Source organism: Klebsiella sp. JN_Kp127, from assembly GCF_040062505.1.
GTDB classification, from domain to species: domain Bacteria; phylum Pseudomonadota; class Gammaproteobacteria; order Enterobacterales; family Enterobacteriaceae; genus Klebsiella; species Klebsiella quasipneumoniae.
This window is the reverse complement of the sequence record NZ_JBEAHS010000011.1, coordinates 1-16,733: the sequence shown is the minus strand read 5'-3', so window position 1 is coordinate 16,733 and position 16,733 is coordinate 1. Positions and strand designations below refer to the sequence as shown.

At 59.6% G+C, this 16,733-nt stretch carries 17 protein-coding genes and 1 pseudogene; 11 read left to right on the top strand and 7 right to left on the bottom strand.

Translation table 11 applies throughout. The features are described 5' to 3' along the window. The first annotated feature begins 97 nt into the window (after window positions 1-97). Window positions 98-916 carry a pyridoxal phosphatase gene (locus tag ABLV04_RS06875; RefSeq protein ID WP_180266174.1) on the top strand — a complete coding sequence of 273 codons (819 nt, stop codon included), beginning with the start codon at window positions 98-100 and terminating at the stop codon, window positions 914-916. Here ABLV04_RS06875 and modC read toward each other — a convergent pair whose 3' ends face one another. From modC to ABLV04_RS06855, 4 genes are all read right to left on the bottom strand, one after another. Next, window positions 917-1,975 carry a molybdenum ABC transporter ATP-binding protein ModC gene (modC, locus tag ABLV04_RS06870; protein WP_348815529.1) on the bottom strand — a complete coding sequence of 353 codons (1,059 nt, stop codon included), beginning with the start codon at window positions 1,973-1,975 and terminating at the stop codon, window positions 917-919. After that, window positions 1,975-2,667 carry a molybdate ABC transporter permease subunit gene (gene modB, locus ABLV04_RS06865; RefSeq protein WP_023288889.1) on the bottom strand — a complete coding sequence of 231 codons (693 nt, stop codon included), beginning with the start codon at window positions 2,665-2,667 and terminating at the stop codon, window positions 1,975-1,977. The genes modC and modB overlap by 1 nt, the downstream gene beginning before the upstream one ends. After that, entirely contained in the window at window positions 2,667-3,440 is a 774-nt protein-coding gene (modA, locus tag ABLV04_RS06860) for a molybdate ABC transporter substrate-binding protein (protein ID WP_348815523.1), read from the bottom strand. Before modA ends, modB begins: the two co-directional genes overlap by 1 nt. Before the next feature lie 142 nt (window positions 3,441-3,582). Beyond that, entirely contained in the window at window positions 3,583-3,732 is a 150-nt protein-coding gene (locus tag ABLV04_RS06855) for an AcrZ family multidrug efflux pump-associated protein (protein ID WP_002895156.1), read from the bottom strand. 152 nt (window positions 3,733-3,884) lie between these two features. On the opposite strand from ABLV04_RS06855, the gene modE reads away from it, so the two are divergent. From modE to gpmA, 7 genes are all read left to right on the top strand, one after another. Then, complete coding sequence (gene modE, locus ABLV04_RS06850; protein WP_004886029.1) at window positions 3,885-4,673, top strand: molybdenum-dependent transcriptional regulator; 789 nt, start codon at window positions 3,885-3,887, stop codon at window positions 4,671-4,673. Between the two features lie 67 nt (window positions 4,674-4,740). Beyond that, window positions 4,741-6,213 carry a molybdate ABC transporter ATP-binding protein ModF gene (modF, locus tag ABLV04_RS06845; protein WP_044521688.1) on the top strand — a complete coding sequence of 491 codons (1,473 nt, stop codon included), beginning with the start codon at window positions 4,741-4,743 and terminating at the stop codon, window positions 6,211-6,213. A 209-nt stretch (window positions 6,214-6,422) separates the two neighbouring features. After that, complete coding sequence (gene galE, locus ABLV04_RS06840) at window positions 6,423-7,439, top strand: UDP-glucose 4-epimerase GalE (protein ID WP_023288886.1); 1,017 nt, start codon at window positions 6,423-6,425, stop codon at window positions 7,437-7,439. Between the two features lie 9 nt (window positions 7,440-7,448). Continuing rightward, on the top strand, window positions 7,449-8,495 hold the full coding sequence (gene galT / locus ABLV04_RS06835; protein WP_044521687.1) for a galactose-1-phosphate uridylyltransferase: 1,047 nt from the start codon (window positions 7,449-7,451) through the stop codon (window positions 8,493-8,495). Between the two features lie 2 nt (window positions 8,496-8,497). Then, window positions 8,498-9,646, top strand: a complete 1,149-nt coding sequence (galK, locus tag ABLV04_RS06830) for a galactokinase (RefSeq protein ID WP_032455171.1) — start codon at window positions 8,498-8,500, stop codon at window positions 9,644-9,646. Continuing rightward, window positions 9,640-10,683 carry a galactose-1-epimerase gene (galM, locus tag ABLV04_RS06825; protein WP_049013646.1) on the top strand — a complete coding sequence of 348 codons (1,044 nt, stop codon included), beginning with the start codon at window positions 9,640-9,642 and terminating at the stop codon, window positions 10,681-10,683. The genes galK and galM overlap by 7 nt, the downstream gene beginning before the upstream one ends. Window positions 10,684-10,974: 291 nt before the next feature. Continuing rightward, window positions 10,975-11,727: a 2,3-diphosphoglycerate-dependent phosphoglycerate mutase gene (gene gpmA, locus ABLV04_RS06820; RefSeq protein ID WP_002895089.1), complete on the top strand. Its 753-nt coding sequence runs from the start codon at window positions 10,975-10,977 to the stop codon at window positions 11,725-11,727. A gap of 73 nt (window positions 11,728-11,800) precedes the next feature. On the opposite strand, the gene aroG is transcribed toward gpmA, so the two are convergent. Beyond that, on the bottom strand, window positions 11,801-12,853 hold the full coding sequence (aroG, locus tag ABLV04_RS06815; RefSeq protein ID WP_023288882.1) for a 3-deoxy-7-phosphoheptulonate synthase AroG: 1,053 nt from the start codon (window positions 12,851-12,853) through the stop codon (window positions 11,801-11,803). A 315-nt stretch (window positions 12,854-13,168) separates the two neighbouring features. Between aroG and ABLV04_RS06810 the strand changes: the two genes are divergently transcribed. Together ABLV04_RS06810 and zitB are read left to right on the top strand one after the other, a co-directional pair. Then, on the top strand, window positions 13,169-13,552 hold the full coding sequence (locus ABLV04_RS06810) for a YbgS-like family protein (protein WP_048297075.1): 384 nt from the start codon (window positions 13,169-13,171) through the stop codon (window positions 13,550-13,552). 118 nt (window positions 13,553-13,670) lie between these two features. Next, entirely contained in the window at window positions 13,671-14,615 is a 945-nt protein-coding gene (zitB, locus tag ABLV04_RS06805; RefSeq protein ID WP_032455168.1) for a CDF family zinc transporter ZitB, read from the top strand. Here the strand turns inward: zitB and pnuC are convergent. Together pnuC and nadA are read right to left on the bottom strand one after the other, a co-directional pair. Then, the gene (pnuC, locus tag ABLV04_RS06800; protein WP_004151689.1) at window positions 14,612-15,331 is read right to left on the bottom strand and encodes a nicotinamide riboside transporter PnuC; all 720 of its coding nucleotides are present in this window, start codon (window positions 15,329-15,331) and stop codon (window positions 14,612-14,614) included. The two genes, zitB and pnuC, sit on opposite strands and share 4 nt — an antisense overlap. 35 nt (window positions 15,332-15,366) lie before the next feature. Further along, window positions 15,367-16,410, bottom strand: a complete 1,044-nt coding sequence (nadA, locus tag ABLV04_RS06795) for a quinolinate synthase NadA (RefSeq protein WP_180266180.1) — start codon at window positions 16,408-16,410, stop codon at window positions 15,367-15,369. Window positions 16,411-16,479: 69 nt separating this feature from the next. On the opposite strand from nadA, the pseudogene ABLV04_RS06790 reads away from it, so the two are divergent. Beyond that, a pseudogene (locus ABLV04_RS06790) lies at window positions 16,480-16,626 on the top strand (hypothetical protein); the annotation flags it as partial. Window positions 16,627-16,733: the final 107 nt, after the last annotated feature.

Sequence of the window (16,733 nt, the reverse complement as noted above, 5' to 3'; positions counted from 1 at the left end):
ACAGACATTCACGGCAGATGTGGAAAAATTGGTCCTGACGCCACGGCGGTGTACCATCATGGCCAGGTCACTTTTCAACATCAACCGGAAATAACACATGACAACACGCGTGATTGCCCTGGATTTAGACGGCACCCTGCTCACCAGCAAAAAAACCATACTGCCCGCTTCGCTGGAAGCGCTGGCCCGCGCCAGAGAGGCGGGCTACCAAGTGATCGTCGTTACCGGACGTCATCACGTCGCTATTCATCCTTTTTATCAGGCACTGGCTCTCGATACACCTGCAATTTGTTGTAATGGCACTTATTTGTATGATTATCACGCAAAAAAGGTTTTGGCGGCCGATCCTATGTCGGTGGAACACGCGGTAAGCCTCACCGCCATGCTCGTCGAACAGCAGATCCACGGCCTGGCCTATGTGGATGACGCGATGCTTTACGAACAGCCCACCGGGCATGTGATCCGCACCCGCAACTGGGCGCAGGCGTTACCGGAGGATCAGCGCCCGGTCTTCAGCCAGGTCGACTCGCTGGCGCAGGCGGTCCGCGAGGTCAAGGCGGTATGGAAATTCGCCCTCACCGACGACGACATTCCCCGTCTGCAGCGCTTTGCGCAGGAGGTCGGCGAGAGGCTGGGCCTCGAGTGCGAATGGTCGTGGCACGACCAGGTGGATATCGCTCGCGCCGGCAACAGCAAAGGCAAACGCCTGGCGCAGTGGGTCGCTGACCAGGGGCTGTCGATGCAGAATGTGGTGGCCTTCGGCGATAACTACAACGATCTGAGTATGCTGGAAGCGGCAGGCACCGGGGTGGCGATGGGTAATGCGGTGGACGACGTCAAAGCCCGCGCCAACGTGGTCATCGGCGACAATGAGTCCGCCAGCATCGCCGAGTTTATCTACCGTCAGCTGCTGTGATCAGGCGGCAATCGACACGCTTTTGATCTGGGCAAATACCTGCTGGCCTGGCGCTATCGCCAGGTTATCCCGCGCCCACGGGCTGATTCGAGCCCACAGCGGATGGCCGCTCACCCTGAGCTGAACCTCAATCTGCCCGTTGACCTCCAGACACTGAACCACCTCGGCGCGTAAGATATTGCGGATGCTGGTTGCGGACGGCTGGGCCAGCACCAGCGAGACGTCCGACGCCTGGATGCGGATCCGCGCGCTCTCCCCGGCGGGACGATCGAGCCGGTTGACCCACAGCATTTGATCCCCCAGCGTCAGCGCGGTCATCGCGTACTGCGGATGCTGCGCGGCGACGGTGGCGCTGAGGATCGTACTCTGCTGTTCCGCCGGCAGCCAGGGGTGCATCACGCTGCTGCTCCAGACCTCCTCCAGCGGACCGAAAGCCTTCACCTTACCGGCCTCCAGCACCAGCACGCGATCGGCCAGATGCTGGATCTCGTCCAGCGAGTGGCTGACGTAGAGCATCGGAATATGGATCTCCTGCGCCAGCCGCTGCAGATAGGGCAACAGTTCGCGTTTGCGCGGAATATCCAGCGAGGCCAGCGGCTCGTCCAGCAGCAGCAGCTCCGGCGCGGTCAGCAGGGCGCGGCCGATGGCCACGCGCTGCTTTTCGCCGCCGGATAACCGGCCCGGCAGCCGATCCAGCAAGGGCGCAATTCCCAGCAGTTCCACCAGCTTATCGAACTGGCTGACCATGGATTTCGCCATTCCGTACTGCAGATTGCCGCGCACTTTATAGTGGGGAAACAGGCGCGCATCCTGAAATACATAGCCGATCCGCCGCTGCTCCGGCGCCAGGCAGATACGCTGCGCGGTGTCGTTCAGCACCCTGCCGTTGAGGACGATCCGCCCCACCTGCGGCCGGGTCAGGCCGCTGATAGCGTTGATCAACGACGTTTTCCCGGCGCCTGAGACGCCAAAAATGGCGGTGATCCCGCTGCTGGGCAGCGTTTCACGGATCTGCAGACAGTGGCTGCCGAGGGTCTGGGTAAAGTCCAGCTCGAGCATCATGATCCTCCCATTCGCTGGCGGCTCACGCGGGCCAGCCATTCTGAAATCAAGAGCGAGACCAGCGCCAGGCCGATAGCAATGAGGCAGAGGCGGGCCGCCGCCCCCTCCCCGCCCGGGGTCTGGATCAAGGTGTACATCGCCGAAGGCAGGGTGCGCGTTTCACCGGGAATATTGGAGACGAACGTGATGGTCGCGCCAAACTCCCCTAACGAGCGGGCGAAAGCCAGCACCGTGCCGACAATAATTCCCGGCAGAGTCAGCGGCAGCGTAATGGTGAAAAATACCCGCCAGCGGCTGGCCCCGAGGGTTCTCGCCGCCTGCTCCAGTTTGATGTCCACCCCCTCCAGCGCCAGGCGGATGGCGCGCACCATCAGCGGGAAAGACATCACCGCCGCCGCCAGCACCGCCCCGCGCCAGCTGAAGGCAAAGCTGATGCCGAACCAGTCATACAGCCAGCTGCCAATAAACCCGCGCCGCCCCATGGCCACCAGCAGCAGATACCCCACCACCACCGGCGGCAGCACCAGCGGCAGATGGAGAAGGCTGTCGAGCAGCGCCTTGCCGGGGAAGGTGCGCCGGACCAACAGCCAGGAAAAAAAGATGCCAAAGGGCAGGCTCAGGGCCACCGCCAGGGAGGAGACTTTCAGGCTCAGCAGCACCGCCTGCCATTCGGGTTCGCTCAGAAACATCAGCGGGTGGTAAATCCGTAACGTTGAAAAATCGCCGACGCTTCCGGCCCTTTCAGGTAGTCATAGAAAGCGCTCACGGGCGCGTTGCGGTGGCCATCGACAATCGCCAGCGGGTACTCGACTTTCTGATGCGACGCCTCCGGGAAAGTGCCAACCACTTTCACCCCTTTGCTGGCCACGGCATCCGATCCGTAGACGATGCCCAGCGGCGCTTCGCTACGCTCCACCAGCGCCAGCGCGCCGCGCACATCTTCCGCCGGGGCGAGCTTCGGCGACAGGGTCTCCCAGGCACCCAGTTTCTGCAGCGCTTCTTTGGCGTAGATACCTGCCGGAACGTGCTGCGGATCGCCCACCGCCAGACGGCCCCCTTTCAGCAGGCTGGTCCAGTCGGTTTTCTCATCAATGGTTATCGCCCCCTGCGCGCTGGCTTTCGGCGCCACCACTACCAGGCTGTTGCCAAGCAGGGTGGCGCGGGTCGCCGGATCGATGGCCTTTTTGTCTGCCGCGTAATCCATCCACTTTTGATCGGCGGAGATAAACAGGTCCGCCGGGGCGCCTGCTTCAATCTGCCGCGCCAGCGTCGACGACGAGGCAAACGACGAGACGACCTCGACGTTTTTCGCTTTCTTATACGCCAGGGCGATATCCTGCATCGCGTTGGTTAACGACGCGGCCGCGAAAACGGTCACTTTCCCTTCTGCCGCCAGCGCCTGACCCGCGACGCACAGCGTGAGCGATACCCCGACCACCCCGCGTAACCAAGAACCTGTCATCTGAATCTCCTGTCAATGCGTTATGTACTCGACAATATAACGATATGCGAAGCGTTTTTATAGTGACGCAGGACAATAAAATGAAGGGAAATGATACAGGAGGGAAATAGCACAGCGCCCGGTTAAACCGGGCGCCGGGAAATCAATGATTTTGCTGGCTGCGATCTTTGTGGCCGACGCCGGAGAAGAGGTTGAACACTTCGCCAAGACCGTAAATCAATCCCAGGATGACCGCCATCACCACCGGTACCATGATGACCGCAAAAACCAGACTTTTCAAAAGCTCTAACATGGTTCACTCCAGATAGTATGATTCCCTGATTGTAACGGTTTCAGCCGAAAAAACACGCCCCATTTGTGCGGTGGTTAATGACAAACCGCGCAGAGAGGTTTTGCAACGGGGTGACTATCGGTCACAATACGCTTTTTTGTCAGGAAACGATTATGCAGGCCGAAATTCTTCTCACCCTTAAGCTTCAGCAGCGCCTGTTTGCCGACCCCCGGCGGATCGCCCTGCTCAAACAGATTGACCAGACCGGTTCGATAAGCCAGGGGGCGAAGCACGCGGGTATCAGCTATAAAAGCGCGTGGGATGCCATCAACGAGATGAACCAGCTCAGCGAACAGCCGCTGGTGGATCGCGCCACCGGCGGCAAAGGCGGCGGCGGCGCGGTGCTGACCCGCTACGGGCAGCGTCTGATCCAACTGTACGATCTGCTGGCGCAGATCCAGCAGAAAGCGTTTGATGTGCTCAGCGATGACGACGCCCTGCCGCTGGACAGCCTGCTGGCGGCCATCTCGCGCTTTTCCCTGCAAACCAGCGCCCGCAACCAGTGGTTCGGCACTATCACCGGCCGCGATCGCCAGCAGGTGCAGCAGCACGTCGAGGTGCTGCTGGCCGACGGGCAGACCCGCCTGAACGTCGCCATTACCGCCCAAAGCGCTGAAAAGCTAGGGCTCGATGAGGGCCAGGAGGTGCTGGTCCTGTTGAAAGCGCCCTGGGTTGGCATCACCCTCGACCCGGCGGTGGCCCGCCAGGCCGAGAACCAGCTGTCGGGTCGCATCAGCCATATCGAATGCGGCTCCGGGCAGTGCGAAGTGCTGATGACCCTTGCGGACGGCCAGACCCTGTGCGCCACCCTGCCGCAGGCCCAGACCTCTGGCCTGACGGAAGGGACGGAGGCGATCGCTTACTTCAACGCCGATCGCATCATTCTCGCTACGTTATGCTGACCCCATTGACATTGCGCGCCTGAAGTCGTATCCCTGATGCACATCGCTGCAAAAAATGGGATACATCATGTCATCATTGCAAATTTCGCAAGGCACGTTTCGCCTGAGCGATACAAAAACCTTAAAAATAGACCACCTGAGCGTGGCGGCGGGTGAAAGCTGGGCGTTCGTCGGCAGCAACGGCAGCGGCAAGTCCGCCCTCGCGCGGGCCCTGGCCGGCGACCTGACCCTGCTCAGCGGCCAGCGCGACAGCCTCTTCTCCCGCGTAACCCGCCTCTCCTTCGAACAGCTGCAGAAGCTGGTCAGCGACGAGTGGCAGCGCAATAACACCGACCTGCTCAGCCCCGGAGAAGAAGATACCGGACGCACTACCGCGGAGATTATTCAGGATGAGGTGAAAGATCCGGCCCGCTGCGCGCAGCTTGCCGAACAGTTTGCCATCAGCGCCCTGTTGGACCGCCGCTTTAAGTATCTGTCCACTGGCGAAACGCGTAAGACCCTGCTGTGCCAGGCCCTGATGAGCGATCCGCAACTGCTGATCCTCGACGAGCCGTTCGACGGCCTCGACGTCAACTCCCGCCAGCAGCTGGCCGCCCTGCTGGCCGACCTGCATCGCGCCGGCATCACCCTGGTGCTGGTGCTCAACCGTTTCGATGAGATCCCGGACTTTGTGCAATACGCCGGCGTGCTGGCTGACTGCCTCCTCAGCGAGACCGGCGAGAAGCACGCTCTGCTGCAGCAGGCGCTGGTCGCCCAGCTGGCGCACAGTGAAAAACTGGACGGTATCACCCTGCCGGAGCCGGATGCCCCACCGGCCCGCCATACGCTGACGGAGACGGCGCCGCGTATCGTCCTCAATGACGGGGTGGTCTCCTACAACGATCGCCCGGTCATCAACCACCTCTCCTGGACCGTGAACCCCGGCGAACACTGGCAGATCGTCGGCCCCAACGGCGCGGGTAAATCCACCCTCTTAAGCCTTATCACCGGCGATCACCCCCAGGGCTACAGCAACGATCTCACCCTCTTTGGCCGTCGGCGCGGCAGCGGCGAGACCATCTGGGATATTAAAAAGCATATCGGCTACGTCAGCAGCAGCCTGCATCTGGACTACCGGGTCAGCACCAACGTCCGCAACGTGATTCTGTCGGGCTATTTTGACTCGATCGGCATTTATCAGGCGGTGTCCGATAAACAGCATAAGCTGGTGCAGCAATGGCTGGATATTCTCGGCATCGATAAGCGCACCGCCGACGCGCCGTTTCACAGCCTGTCGTGGGGCCAGCAGCGGCTGGCGCTTATCGTCCGCGCGCTGGTGAAGCATCCAACCCTGCTGATCCTTGATGAACCGCTGCAGGGGCTGGATCCCCTCAATCGCCAGCTGGTGCGCCGCTTCGTCGACGTCCTGATTGGCGAAGGCGCTACGCAGCTGCTGTTTGTCTCGCACCATGCGGAAGATGCCCCGGACTGTATTACCCATCGCCTGGCGTTCGTTCCCAGTGGAGACGGTTACACTTATCAGCTCGGCCCCGTGGCCTGACGCCCCCTGCCGGGGATCGCAAGATCCCTGGTATTTTTCAGAAAAATAGCGCCTTACTCACCTAACAATATGTATTTTAAACAAAATATATTAAACGATGCCGTTTCACCCCCGAGTGTAAACGATTCCACTAACTTGTTCTGTGTCACACTTTTCACTTCTTTGATATGCTATCTTCCTCATACACGATAAGCCGAATGGAGCGAATCATGAAAGTTCTGGTTACAGGTGGTAGCGGTTACATTGGAAGTCATACCTGCGTTCAACTGCTGCTGCAGGGGCATGAGGTGGTGATCCTCGACAATCTCTGCAACAGCAAGCGCAGCGTACTGCCGGTGATTGAGCGTCTCGGCGGCAAAGAAGCCACCTTTATTGAAGGCGATATTCGTAACGAAGCGCTGATGACCGAGATCCTCCACGATCACGCCATTGAAGCGGTGATCCACTTCGCCGGGCTGAAAGCCGTCGGGGAGTCCGTCGCCAAGCCGCTGGAATATTACGACAATAACGTCACCGGCACACTGAAATTAGTCTCCGCCATGCGCGCCGCGGGCGTGAAGAACTTCATCTTTAGCTCCTCCGCCACCGTTTACGGTGACCAGCCGAAAATCCCGTATGTCGAAAGCTTCCCGACCGGCACCCCGCAAAGCCCCTACGGTAAAAGCAAACTGATGGTGGAGCAGATCCTGACCGACCTGCAAAAAGCGCAGCCGGAGTGGAGCATTGCCCTGCTGCGCTACTTCAACCCGGTCGGCGCCCACCCGTCGGGCGACATGGGCGAAGACCCGCAGGGGATCCCGAATAACCTGATGCCGTATATCGCCCAGGTCGCCGTTGGCCGTCGCGAATCGCTGGCCGTGTTTGGTAACGACTACCCGACCGAAGATGGCACCGGCGTGCGCGATTATATCCACGTGATGGACCTTGCCGACGGCCACGTCGCGGCCATGGAAAAACTGGCTGACAAAGCCGGGGTCCATATCTACAACCTTGGCGCCGGCGTCGGCAGCAGCGTGCTCGACGTGGTCAATGCTTTCAGCAAGGCCTGCGGCAAACCGATTAACTACCATTTCGCGCCGCGCCGCGATGGCGACCTCCCGGCCTACTGGGCGGATGCCGCCAAGGCCGACCGCGAGCTGAACTGGCGCGTGACGCGCAACCTGGACGAAATGGCGCAGGACACCTGGAACTGGCAGTCCCGCCATCCGCAGGGTTATCCAGACTAAGGAACCTTCATGAGCGTATTTAACCCCGTTGACCATCCGCATCGTCGTTATAACCCGTTAACCGGGCAGTGGATTCTGGTTTCTCCGCATCGCGCCAAGCGCCCCTGGCAGGGAGCGCAGGAGACGCCGGCGAAACAGACCTTGCCGGCCCACGATCCGGACTGTTTCCTGTGCCCGGGCAACACCCGGGTCACCGGCGACACGAATCCGAATTACACCGGCACCTACGTGTTTACCAACGACTTTGCGGCCCTGATGACCGACACCCCGGATGCCCCGGAGAGTGACGATCCGCTGATGCGCTGCCAAAGCGCGCGCGGCACCAGTCGGGTGATCTGCTTCTCGCCAGACCACAGCAAAACGCTGCCGGAACTGAGCCTTGAAGCGCTGGAAGGCGTGGTTAAAGCGTGGCAGGAACAGACCGCGGACCTCGGGAAAAGCTACCCGTGGGTGCAGGTCTTTGAAAACAAAGGAGCAGCGATGGGCTGCTCCAACCCACACCCGCATGGTCAGGTATGGGCCAACAGCTTCCTGCCTAATGAAGCGGAACGGGAAGACCGTCTGCAGAAAGCGTATTATGCCAGCCAGGGCCAGCCGATGCTGCTGGACTATGCCCGGCGCGAACTGGCCGACGGCAGCCGCACGGTGGTCGACACCGATCACTGGCTGGCGGTCGTGCCCTACTGGGCCGCGTGGCCGTTCGAAACGCTGCTGCTGCCGAAAGCGCCCGTGCAGCGTATTACCGATTTAACCGACGCCCAGCGCAGCGATCTGGCGCTGGCGTTGAAAAAGCTGACCAGCCGTTACGACAACCTGTTCCAGTGCTCATTCCCCTACTCCATGGGCTGGCACGGCGCGCCGTTTAACGATGAAGACCATAACCACTGGCAGCTTCACGCCCACTTTTATCCGCCGCTGCTGCGCTCCGCGACGGTCCGCAAGTTTATGGTTGGCTACGAAATGCTGGCCGAAACGCAGCGCGATCTCACCGCCGAGCAAGCTGCCGAACGACTGCGCGCCGTCAGCGACGTCCATTTTCGTGAATCCGGAGTGTAATGATGAGTCTGAAAGAGAAAACCCAAACCCTGTTTGCTGAGGCCTTCGGCTACCCGGCCAGCCATGTCATTCAGGCGCCAGGCCGTGTCAACCTGATCGGCGAGCATACCGATTACAACGACGGCTTTGTGCTGCCCTGCGCCATCGACTACCAGACGGTGATCAGCTGTGCGCCGCGCGACGATCGTACCGTGCGGGTGATTGCCGCCGATTACGACAATCAGACCGACGAATTCTCTCTCGACGCGCCGATTCTCAGCCACGACACCCAGCAGTGGTCGAACTATGTCCGCGGCGTGGTGAAGCATCTGCAACAGCGGAACAGCCACTTCGGCGGCGCGGATCTGGTGATCAGCGGCAATGTGCCGCAGGGCGCGGGCTTAAGCTCCTCAGCCTCGCTGGAGGTCGCCGTCGGCACGGTGTTCCAGCAGCTCTACCATCTGCCGCTGGACGGCGCGCAAATCGCCCTCAACGGCCAGGAGGCGGAAAATCAGTTCGTCGGCTGCAACTGCGGGATCATGGATCAGCTGATTTCGGCGCTGGGCAAAAAAGACCATGCGCTGCTGATCGACTGCCGCTCGCTGGGCACCAAAGCCGTCTCGATGCCGAAAGGCGTGGCGGTGGTGATCATCAACAGCAACTTTAAGCGCACCCTCGTCGGCAGCGAGTACAACACCCGTCGTGAACAGTGCGAGACCGGCGCGCGCTTCTTCCAGCAGCCCGCTCTGCGCGATGTCACCCTTGAGCAATTCAACGCTGTCGCCCATGAGCTGGATCCGGTGGTGGCGAAGCGGGTACGTCATGTGCTGACGGAGAATGCCCGCACCGTGGAAGCCGCCAGCGCCCTTGAAAAAGGCGACCTGAAGCGGATGGGCGAGCTGATGGCCGAATCCCACGCCTCGATGCGCGATGATTTCGAGATCACCGTCCCGCAGATCGACACCCTGGTGGAGATCGTCAAGGCGACAATCGGCGATAAGGGCGGCGTGCGCATGACCGGCGGCGGTTTTGGCGGCTGTGTGGTAGCGCTGGTCCCGGAAGATCTGGTCGATACCGTTCAGCAGGCCGTTGCCAACGAGTATGAAGCGAAAACCGGAATTAAAGAGACGTTTTATGTCTGCAAACCGTCACAGGGGGCTGGTCAATGGTAACGCAAACTACCGCGCTGGCGCCGGACGGCCAGCCATGGCAGCAGGTAACCCTGCGCAATAAGGCGGGGATGACCGTCACCGTGGCGGACTGGGGCGCGACGCTGCTCAGCGCCGAGGTGCCGCTGGCCGATGGCAGCGTGCGCCATCCGCTGCTGGGCTGCGCAAAGCTGGAAGACTATGCCCGCCAGGCCGCGTTTCTTGGCGCCTCGGTAGGCCGCTACGCCAACCGTATCGGCAATAGCCGCTTCCCGCTTGACGGCCAGCTCGTCACCGTCACGCCGTCAAACGACGCGGGCCACCAGCTTCACGGCGGCCCGGAAGGGTTTGATAAACGCCGCTGGCGCATCGTCCGCGCTGACGAGCAGGAAGCGCTGTTCGCCCTGACCTCGCCCGATGGCGATCAAGGCTTTCCGGGCACTCTGCAGGCCACCGCGCACTATCGTCTGACCGACGATAACCGCATCGCGATTACCTATCGCGCCACCGTGGACCAACCCTGCCCGGTGAACATGACCAATCACGTCTATTTCAACCTCGACGGTGACCAGGGCGACGTGCGCCAGCACCAGCTGCAGATCCTCGCCCATCGCTATTTGCCGGTGGAAAGCGATGGTATCCCGGGCGGCGGACTCAAAGACGTCGCCGGCACCAGCTTTGATTTCCGCCAGCCGAAAACCATCGCCGCCGACTTCCTCGCGGATGCCGATCAGCAAAAGGTGAAGGGTTATGACCATGCCTTCCTGCTGGACGCCAGAGGCGACGCCAGTCAACCTGCGGCGCAGGTCTGGTCGCAGGACGGCAAGCTGCAGATGACGGTCTATACCTCCGCTCCGGCGCTACAGTTTTATTCCGGCAACTATCTCGGCGGCACCCCGTCGCAGACGACGGAACCCTACGCCGACTGGCAGGGGCTGGCGCTGGAGAGCGAATTCCTGCCGGATTCGCCGAATCATCCAGAATGGCCGCAGCCGGACTGTGTGTTACGTCCAGGCCAGGAGTACGTCAGCCTGACGGAATATCAGTTTATCGCCCGCTAATCGCCAGCGCCCTCCGCCGGGGGGCGCTGAGTTTCGTCCCCGCCCTCCTCTCCGCCGCCTCTTTTTTCAGCAACCTGCTCTATTTTCCGTCATCAAAGGACAAAAAAATAACCTGTGTTTTACAAGCACCTTACACTGAGCCACTATTTTCGCTATGGTTAGGGATAAGCATTGCCGTGAGCCAAATCACGGCAATATAATGAGAATAGTTATCAATCAATAACACATACACCAACATATTCAGCGCACCGTTCGCGGCGCGAGGGATGGCGTGTAGAGAGGAGTAAGAGAATGGCTGTAACTAAGCTGGTACTGGTTCGTCATGGCGAAAGCCAGTGGAACAACGAAAACCGCTTCACCGGTTGGTACGACGTTGATCTGTCCGAGAAAGGCGTTAGCGAAGCGAAAGCAGCAGGTAAACTGCTGAAGGCTGAAGGCTTCAGCTTTGATTTTGCTTATACCTCCGTGCTGAAACGTGCCATCCACACCCTGTGGAACGTGCTGGACGAACTGGATCAGGCCTGGCTGCCGGTTGAGAAATCCTGGAAGCTGAACGAGCGTCATTACGGCGCGCTGCAGGGCCTGAACAAAGCGGAAACTGCTGAGAAATACGGTGACGAGCAGGTTAAACAGTGGCGTCGCGGCTTCGCCGTTACTCCGCCGGAGCTGACCAAAGACGACGAGCGCTACCCGGGCCACGATCCGCGCTATGCAAAACTGACCGACGCGGAACTGCCGACCACTGAAAGCCTGGCGCTGACCATCGACCGCGTCGTGCCTTACTGGAACGAAACCATTCTGCCGCGCCTGAAAAGCGGTGAGCGCGTGATCATCGCCGCTCACGGTAACTCCCTGCGCGCGCTGGTTAAATACCTCGACAACATGGGCGAAGACGAGATCCTCGAACTGAACATCCCGACCGGCGTACCGCTGGTGTATGAGTTCGATGAAAACTTCAAGCCGATCAAACATTACTATCTGGGCAATGCGGAAGAGATCGCGGCGAAAGCGGCTGCCGTCGCCAACCAGGGTAAAGCGAAGTAATTTCCCCCGGTGAAAATAAAAAAGCGTGGAAATCTCCACGCTTTTTTTATGACCTGCGCGAGCGCAACGTAGCTTAGCCGCGGCGGGTTTTCACCGCTTCCGCCAGCTGACGCAGGATCGCTTCGGTATCCTCCCAGCCGATGCAGGCGTCGGTGACGCTCTTGCCGTAGGTCAGCGGTTCACCGCTCTCGAGGCTCTGGTTGCCTTCCACCAGATGGCTTTCAATCATCACGCCCATAATGGCGCGCTCGCCGCCGGCAATCTGCTGGCATACGTCGGCGCCTACTTCCATCTGCTTCTTGAACTGCTTGCTGGAGTTGGCGTGGCTGAAGTCGATCATCACCTGGGCCGGCAGGCCCGCTTTCGCCAGACCGATTTTCACCTCCGCCACGTGCTTCGCGCTGTAGTTCGGCTCTTTGCCGCCGCGCAGAATAATATGGCAGTCGCCGTTGCCGCTGGTATTGACGATAGCGGAGTGGCCCCACTTGGTGACCGACAGGAAACAGTGCGGCGCGCCGGCGGCGTTAATCGCGTCGATAGCCACCTTGATGGTGCCATCGGTACCGTTTTTAAAGCCCACCGGGCAGGAGAGCCCCGAGGCGAGCTCGCGGTGCACCTGGGATTCGGTGGTGCGCGCCCCGATGGCGCCCCAGCTCATCAGATCGGCGACATACTGCGGGGTGATCATATCGAGGAATTCCCCCGCCGCCGGCAGGCCGCTGTCGTTAATATCCAGCAGCAGTTTGCGCGCAATGCGCAACCCGTCGTTGATGCGGAAGCTGTTATCCATATGGGGATCGTTGATAAGCCCTTTCCAGCCGACGGTGGTGCGCGGTTTCTCAAAATAGACGCGCATGACGATCTCGAGCTCGCCCTTCAGCGCCTCGCGCAGGGTCAGCAGACGGGAAGCGTACTCTTTCGCCGCCGCCGGGTCGTGAATAGAACAGGGCCCAATCACCACCAGCAGGCGGTCATCATCACCTTTGAGGATCTGGTGGATCGCTTTGCGAGCATGTGCAACGGTGTTTGCAGCATTTTCGGTAGCAGGGAATTTTTCCAGGAGCGCAACGGGAGGTAATAATTCGTTGATCTCTTTAATGCGTAAATCGTCGTTCTGATAATTCATCTTCTTTCCAGCGTTGCCATACTTATTCAATGAAATGCAATCCCTCCAATCTATCTCTTCGCTGAAATAGTGTAAACGTGATTTTACAGTAGTGATGGAATAATCCTGGAAATAGGCAAAAATACGCCATAAAGTAGCGAAACCAGACTCATGAACTACAATATTTAACTGTTAAAGCTAATTAAGTCTTACGTTTCAGGATTATATAGTGACACTGCGATCGTCTGCGGAGTCTTTAACCATAGCGAGTCAGATCCCTGGCACACTTACCGCTGGAGGCGTAGTTACCGCTTCCCGACCCAACAGGAGTATCCGATGAACATGAAAAAACTGACGACCCTTTTGCTCACCGCCACCTTAGGTCTTGCCAGCGGCGCGGCCCTGGCGGCAGACGCCGGCGCCCAGTCCAACAATGGCCAGGCCAACTCTTCCGCTGATGCCGGTCAGGTGGCGCCGGACGCCCGTGAAAACGTGGCGCCGAATAACGTCGATAATAGCCAAATCAATTCTGGCTCTGGCACTGGCGGCACCATGCTTCATCCTGACGGCTCGACGATGAGCCAGGACAATATGTCGAGCGATGAGGTCCATAAAAACTCGATGTGTAAAGACGGCCGCTGTCCGGACACCGGTAAGAAGCTGGACAACGGCGACAGCATGAACCATGACAACAGCAAAACCGACGGCACCACCCAATAATTGATGCGGTGAGTGCAAACAGAGAAAAGGCGAGCCGGGCTCGCCTTTTCTCTGTTTGTTATCGTTCTCTGTTTATGATGTCATAGCGTGATAATGATAACTATCAAGGGACGACACTATGGCGCACTCGCATTCGCACTCCCCTGCCCAGGCTCCGGATAACGGCAACGCCCGCCGGCTGCTCTGGGCGTTCATCGTCACCGCCGGTTTTATGCTGGTAGAAGCCATCGGCGGCGCGATCTCCGGCTCGTTGGCCCTGCTGGCGGATGCCGGCCATATGCTCACCGACTCCGCCGCCCTGCTGTTTGCGCTGCTGGCGGTTCGCTTCGCCAGCCGTCCCCCGAATGCCCGCCATACCTTTGGCTGGCTGCGTTTGACCACCCTGGCGGCGTTTCTCAATGCCATTGCTCTGGTGGTGATCACCATGCTGATTGTCTGGGAGGCCATTCAGCGCTTCCAGCACCCGCAGCCGGTTGCCGGCGTGACGATGATGGTGATTGCGGTCGCTGGCCTGCTGGCCAACGTGCTGGCTTTCTGGATCCTGCATCGTGGCAGCGAAGAGCGGAACCTCAACGTGCGCGCCGCGGCGCTACACGTGCTCGGCGATCTGCTGGGCTCGGTTGGCGCGATTGTGGCCGCCGTGGTGATCCTCACCACCGGCTGGACGCCTGTCGACCCGATCCTTTCCGTGCTGGTTTCCTGCCTGGTGTTACGTAGCGCCTGGCGTCTGCTGAAGGAGAGTCTGAATGAGCTGCTGGAAGGCGCGCCGCGTTCGCTGGATGTGACGGCCCTGCAGCGGGATATCCGCCGCTCTATCCCGGAGGTGCGCGATGTTCACCACGTCCACGTCTGGCTGGTGGGGGAAAAACCGGTGATGACGCTGCATGTGCAGGTTGTGCCGCCGCACGATCATGATGCGTTACTCAACCGTATCCTGCATTTCCTGGAACATAAATATGAAATTGAGCATGCCACGGTACAGATGGAGTACCAGCCCTGCAGCGGCCCGGAGTGCCATCTCAACACGATGCACGCCGGGCACGATCATCACCACCACCATTAGCCAGAAAACGCGTGAGAACCTCGCTCACGCGCGCTGTTTATCCACATCCGGCTGCCGTTCAGCGCAATGAACGTCAGCAAGAGATATTCCAGCGACATCGCATAGACGCCCTGACGGGCAAAAATCACCACGCTGATGACGTTGACGATGACCCACAGCAGCCAGTTCTCAACGTATTTGCGGGTCATTAAGATCATCGCCACTACCGACAGCACCGTCATACAGGAGTCCCAGAACGGGAAGGCGTCAGGCTGCAGTTCCGGCATAGTGACCTGCAAACCGAGCGCTTGCATCAGGCTGACCGCGATCCGCGTCAGGAAAGCAAAAAACGGATTGATAAACAGGGTCAGCAAGCCGATCGCCACCACGCAGGCCGCCAGCCAGCCCAGGGCTTTACTGCGCGGTAGCCAGCGGATCTGCAGCTCAGCCTCATGGTTGCTGCTTTGCCGCGACCAGGCATACCAGCCGTAAACGTTAGCGGCAAAGAAGAACAGCTGCAGCAACAGGCTGGCGTACAGCTGGATCTGAAAGAAGATGATGGCGAACAGCGTGACGTTGACCAGACCGAAGGCATAGTTACTGATCTTCTCCAGGCTCGCCAGCCAGATGCACAACAGCCCGGCGATGGTCCCCACGGCCTCTATCCAGGAGAGATCGTACCCCCCGGCGCCGATGGGTATATGTACTAAAATATTCTGCGTGCTAAAAAAATCCATTTTATCCTCTCAGCGCCAGATGACGCGGCAATAGGTTATCCCCGTAGTGTAGCCGCAAAATCCAGCATCCGGTTAAGGGGAATTAATGCGCCGGTCCGCAGCGCTTCGTCGACGTGGATTTCATGTACAGCGCCGCCCTGCTCGAGACCCTCGGCAATGGCTTTCAGGCCGTTCATCGCCATCCACGGACAATGCGCGCAGCTGCGGCAGGTCGCCCCTTCACCGGCGGTGGGCGCTTCCAGCAGCGTTTTCTCCGGCACCGCCTGCTGCATTTTATAAAAGATACCGCGATCGGTCGCCACGATCAGCTGGCGCTGGGGCAGGCTTTTCGCCGCCGCGATCAGCTGGCTGGTGGAGCCTACGGCATCGGCCATCTCGACGATCGCCTGCGGCGACTCGGGATGGACCAGCACAGCGGCTTCGGGATGCAGAGCCTTCATCCGCATCAACGCCTGGGTTTTAAACTCGTCGTGCACGATGCACGCCCCCTGCCAGGAGAGCACATCTGCGCCGGTCTGACGCTGAACGTAACGGCCAAGATGGCGGTCCGGCGCCCAGAGGATTTTTTGACCAAGGCTATCCAGGTGGTCAATGAGTTCCACGGCGATGCTGGAGGTCACCACCCAGTCGGCGCGAGCCTTCACCGCGGCAGACGTATTGGCATAGACCACCACGGTGCGGTCAGGATGAGCGTCGCAAAAGGCGTTGAACTCCTCAATCGGACAGCCCAGATCCAGGGAACACTCGGCGTTCAGAGTCGGCATCAGAATGGTCTTTTCCGGGCTGAGGATTTTGGCGGTTTCCCCCATAAAACGCACCCCGGCGACCAGCAGCGTGGAGGCCGAATGGCGGGCGCCAAAGCGCGCCATCTCCAGCGAGTCGGCAATACAGCCGCCGGTCTCTTCAGCCAGCTGCTGAATTTCAGGATCGGTGTAGTAATGCGCCACCATCACGGCATCGCGCTCGCGCAGCAGACGCTTGATTTTTTCGCGGTAAAACTGCTTTTCATCGACGGTCAGCGGCTGCGGTTTCGGTGGGAAGGGATAAATCGCCGTTTCAGGATCAAACATTACGCTCATCATGCAATCTCGTTTTACTGGCTTAACTCTAAGACCGTTAGTATGGCCTGCCCGCGCCATGATACGGTCATGGTGTTTTATATGCTAAACAAGATAGCCGATTACGCGCCAAAAGTCGTGATGAATTTTGTACATCAGCGCCTGTTCCAGGGGACGATGCTGCGTCGCTGTCCGGGCTACCGGTTCGCGCCCTGTGCAGGCGTGGTAAGCGCAGCGCGAGCGTGGGAAAGCGCTGCATACAATATTGTGGAAATTGATGGGCGGGCAGATAGCAAAAAGGCGCCTTTAGGGCGCCTTTTTACATTGGTGGGTCGTGCAGGATG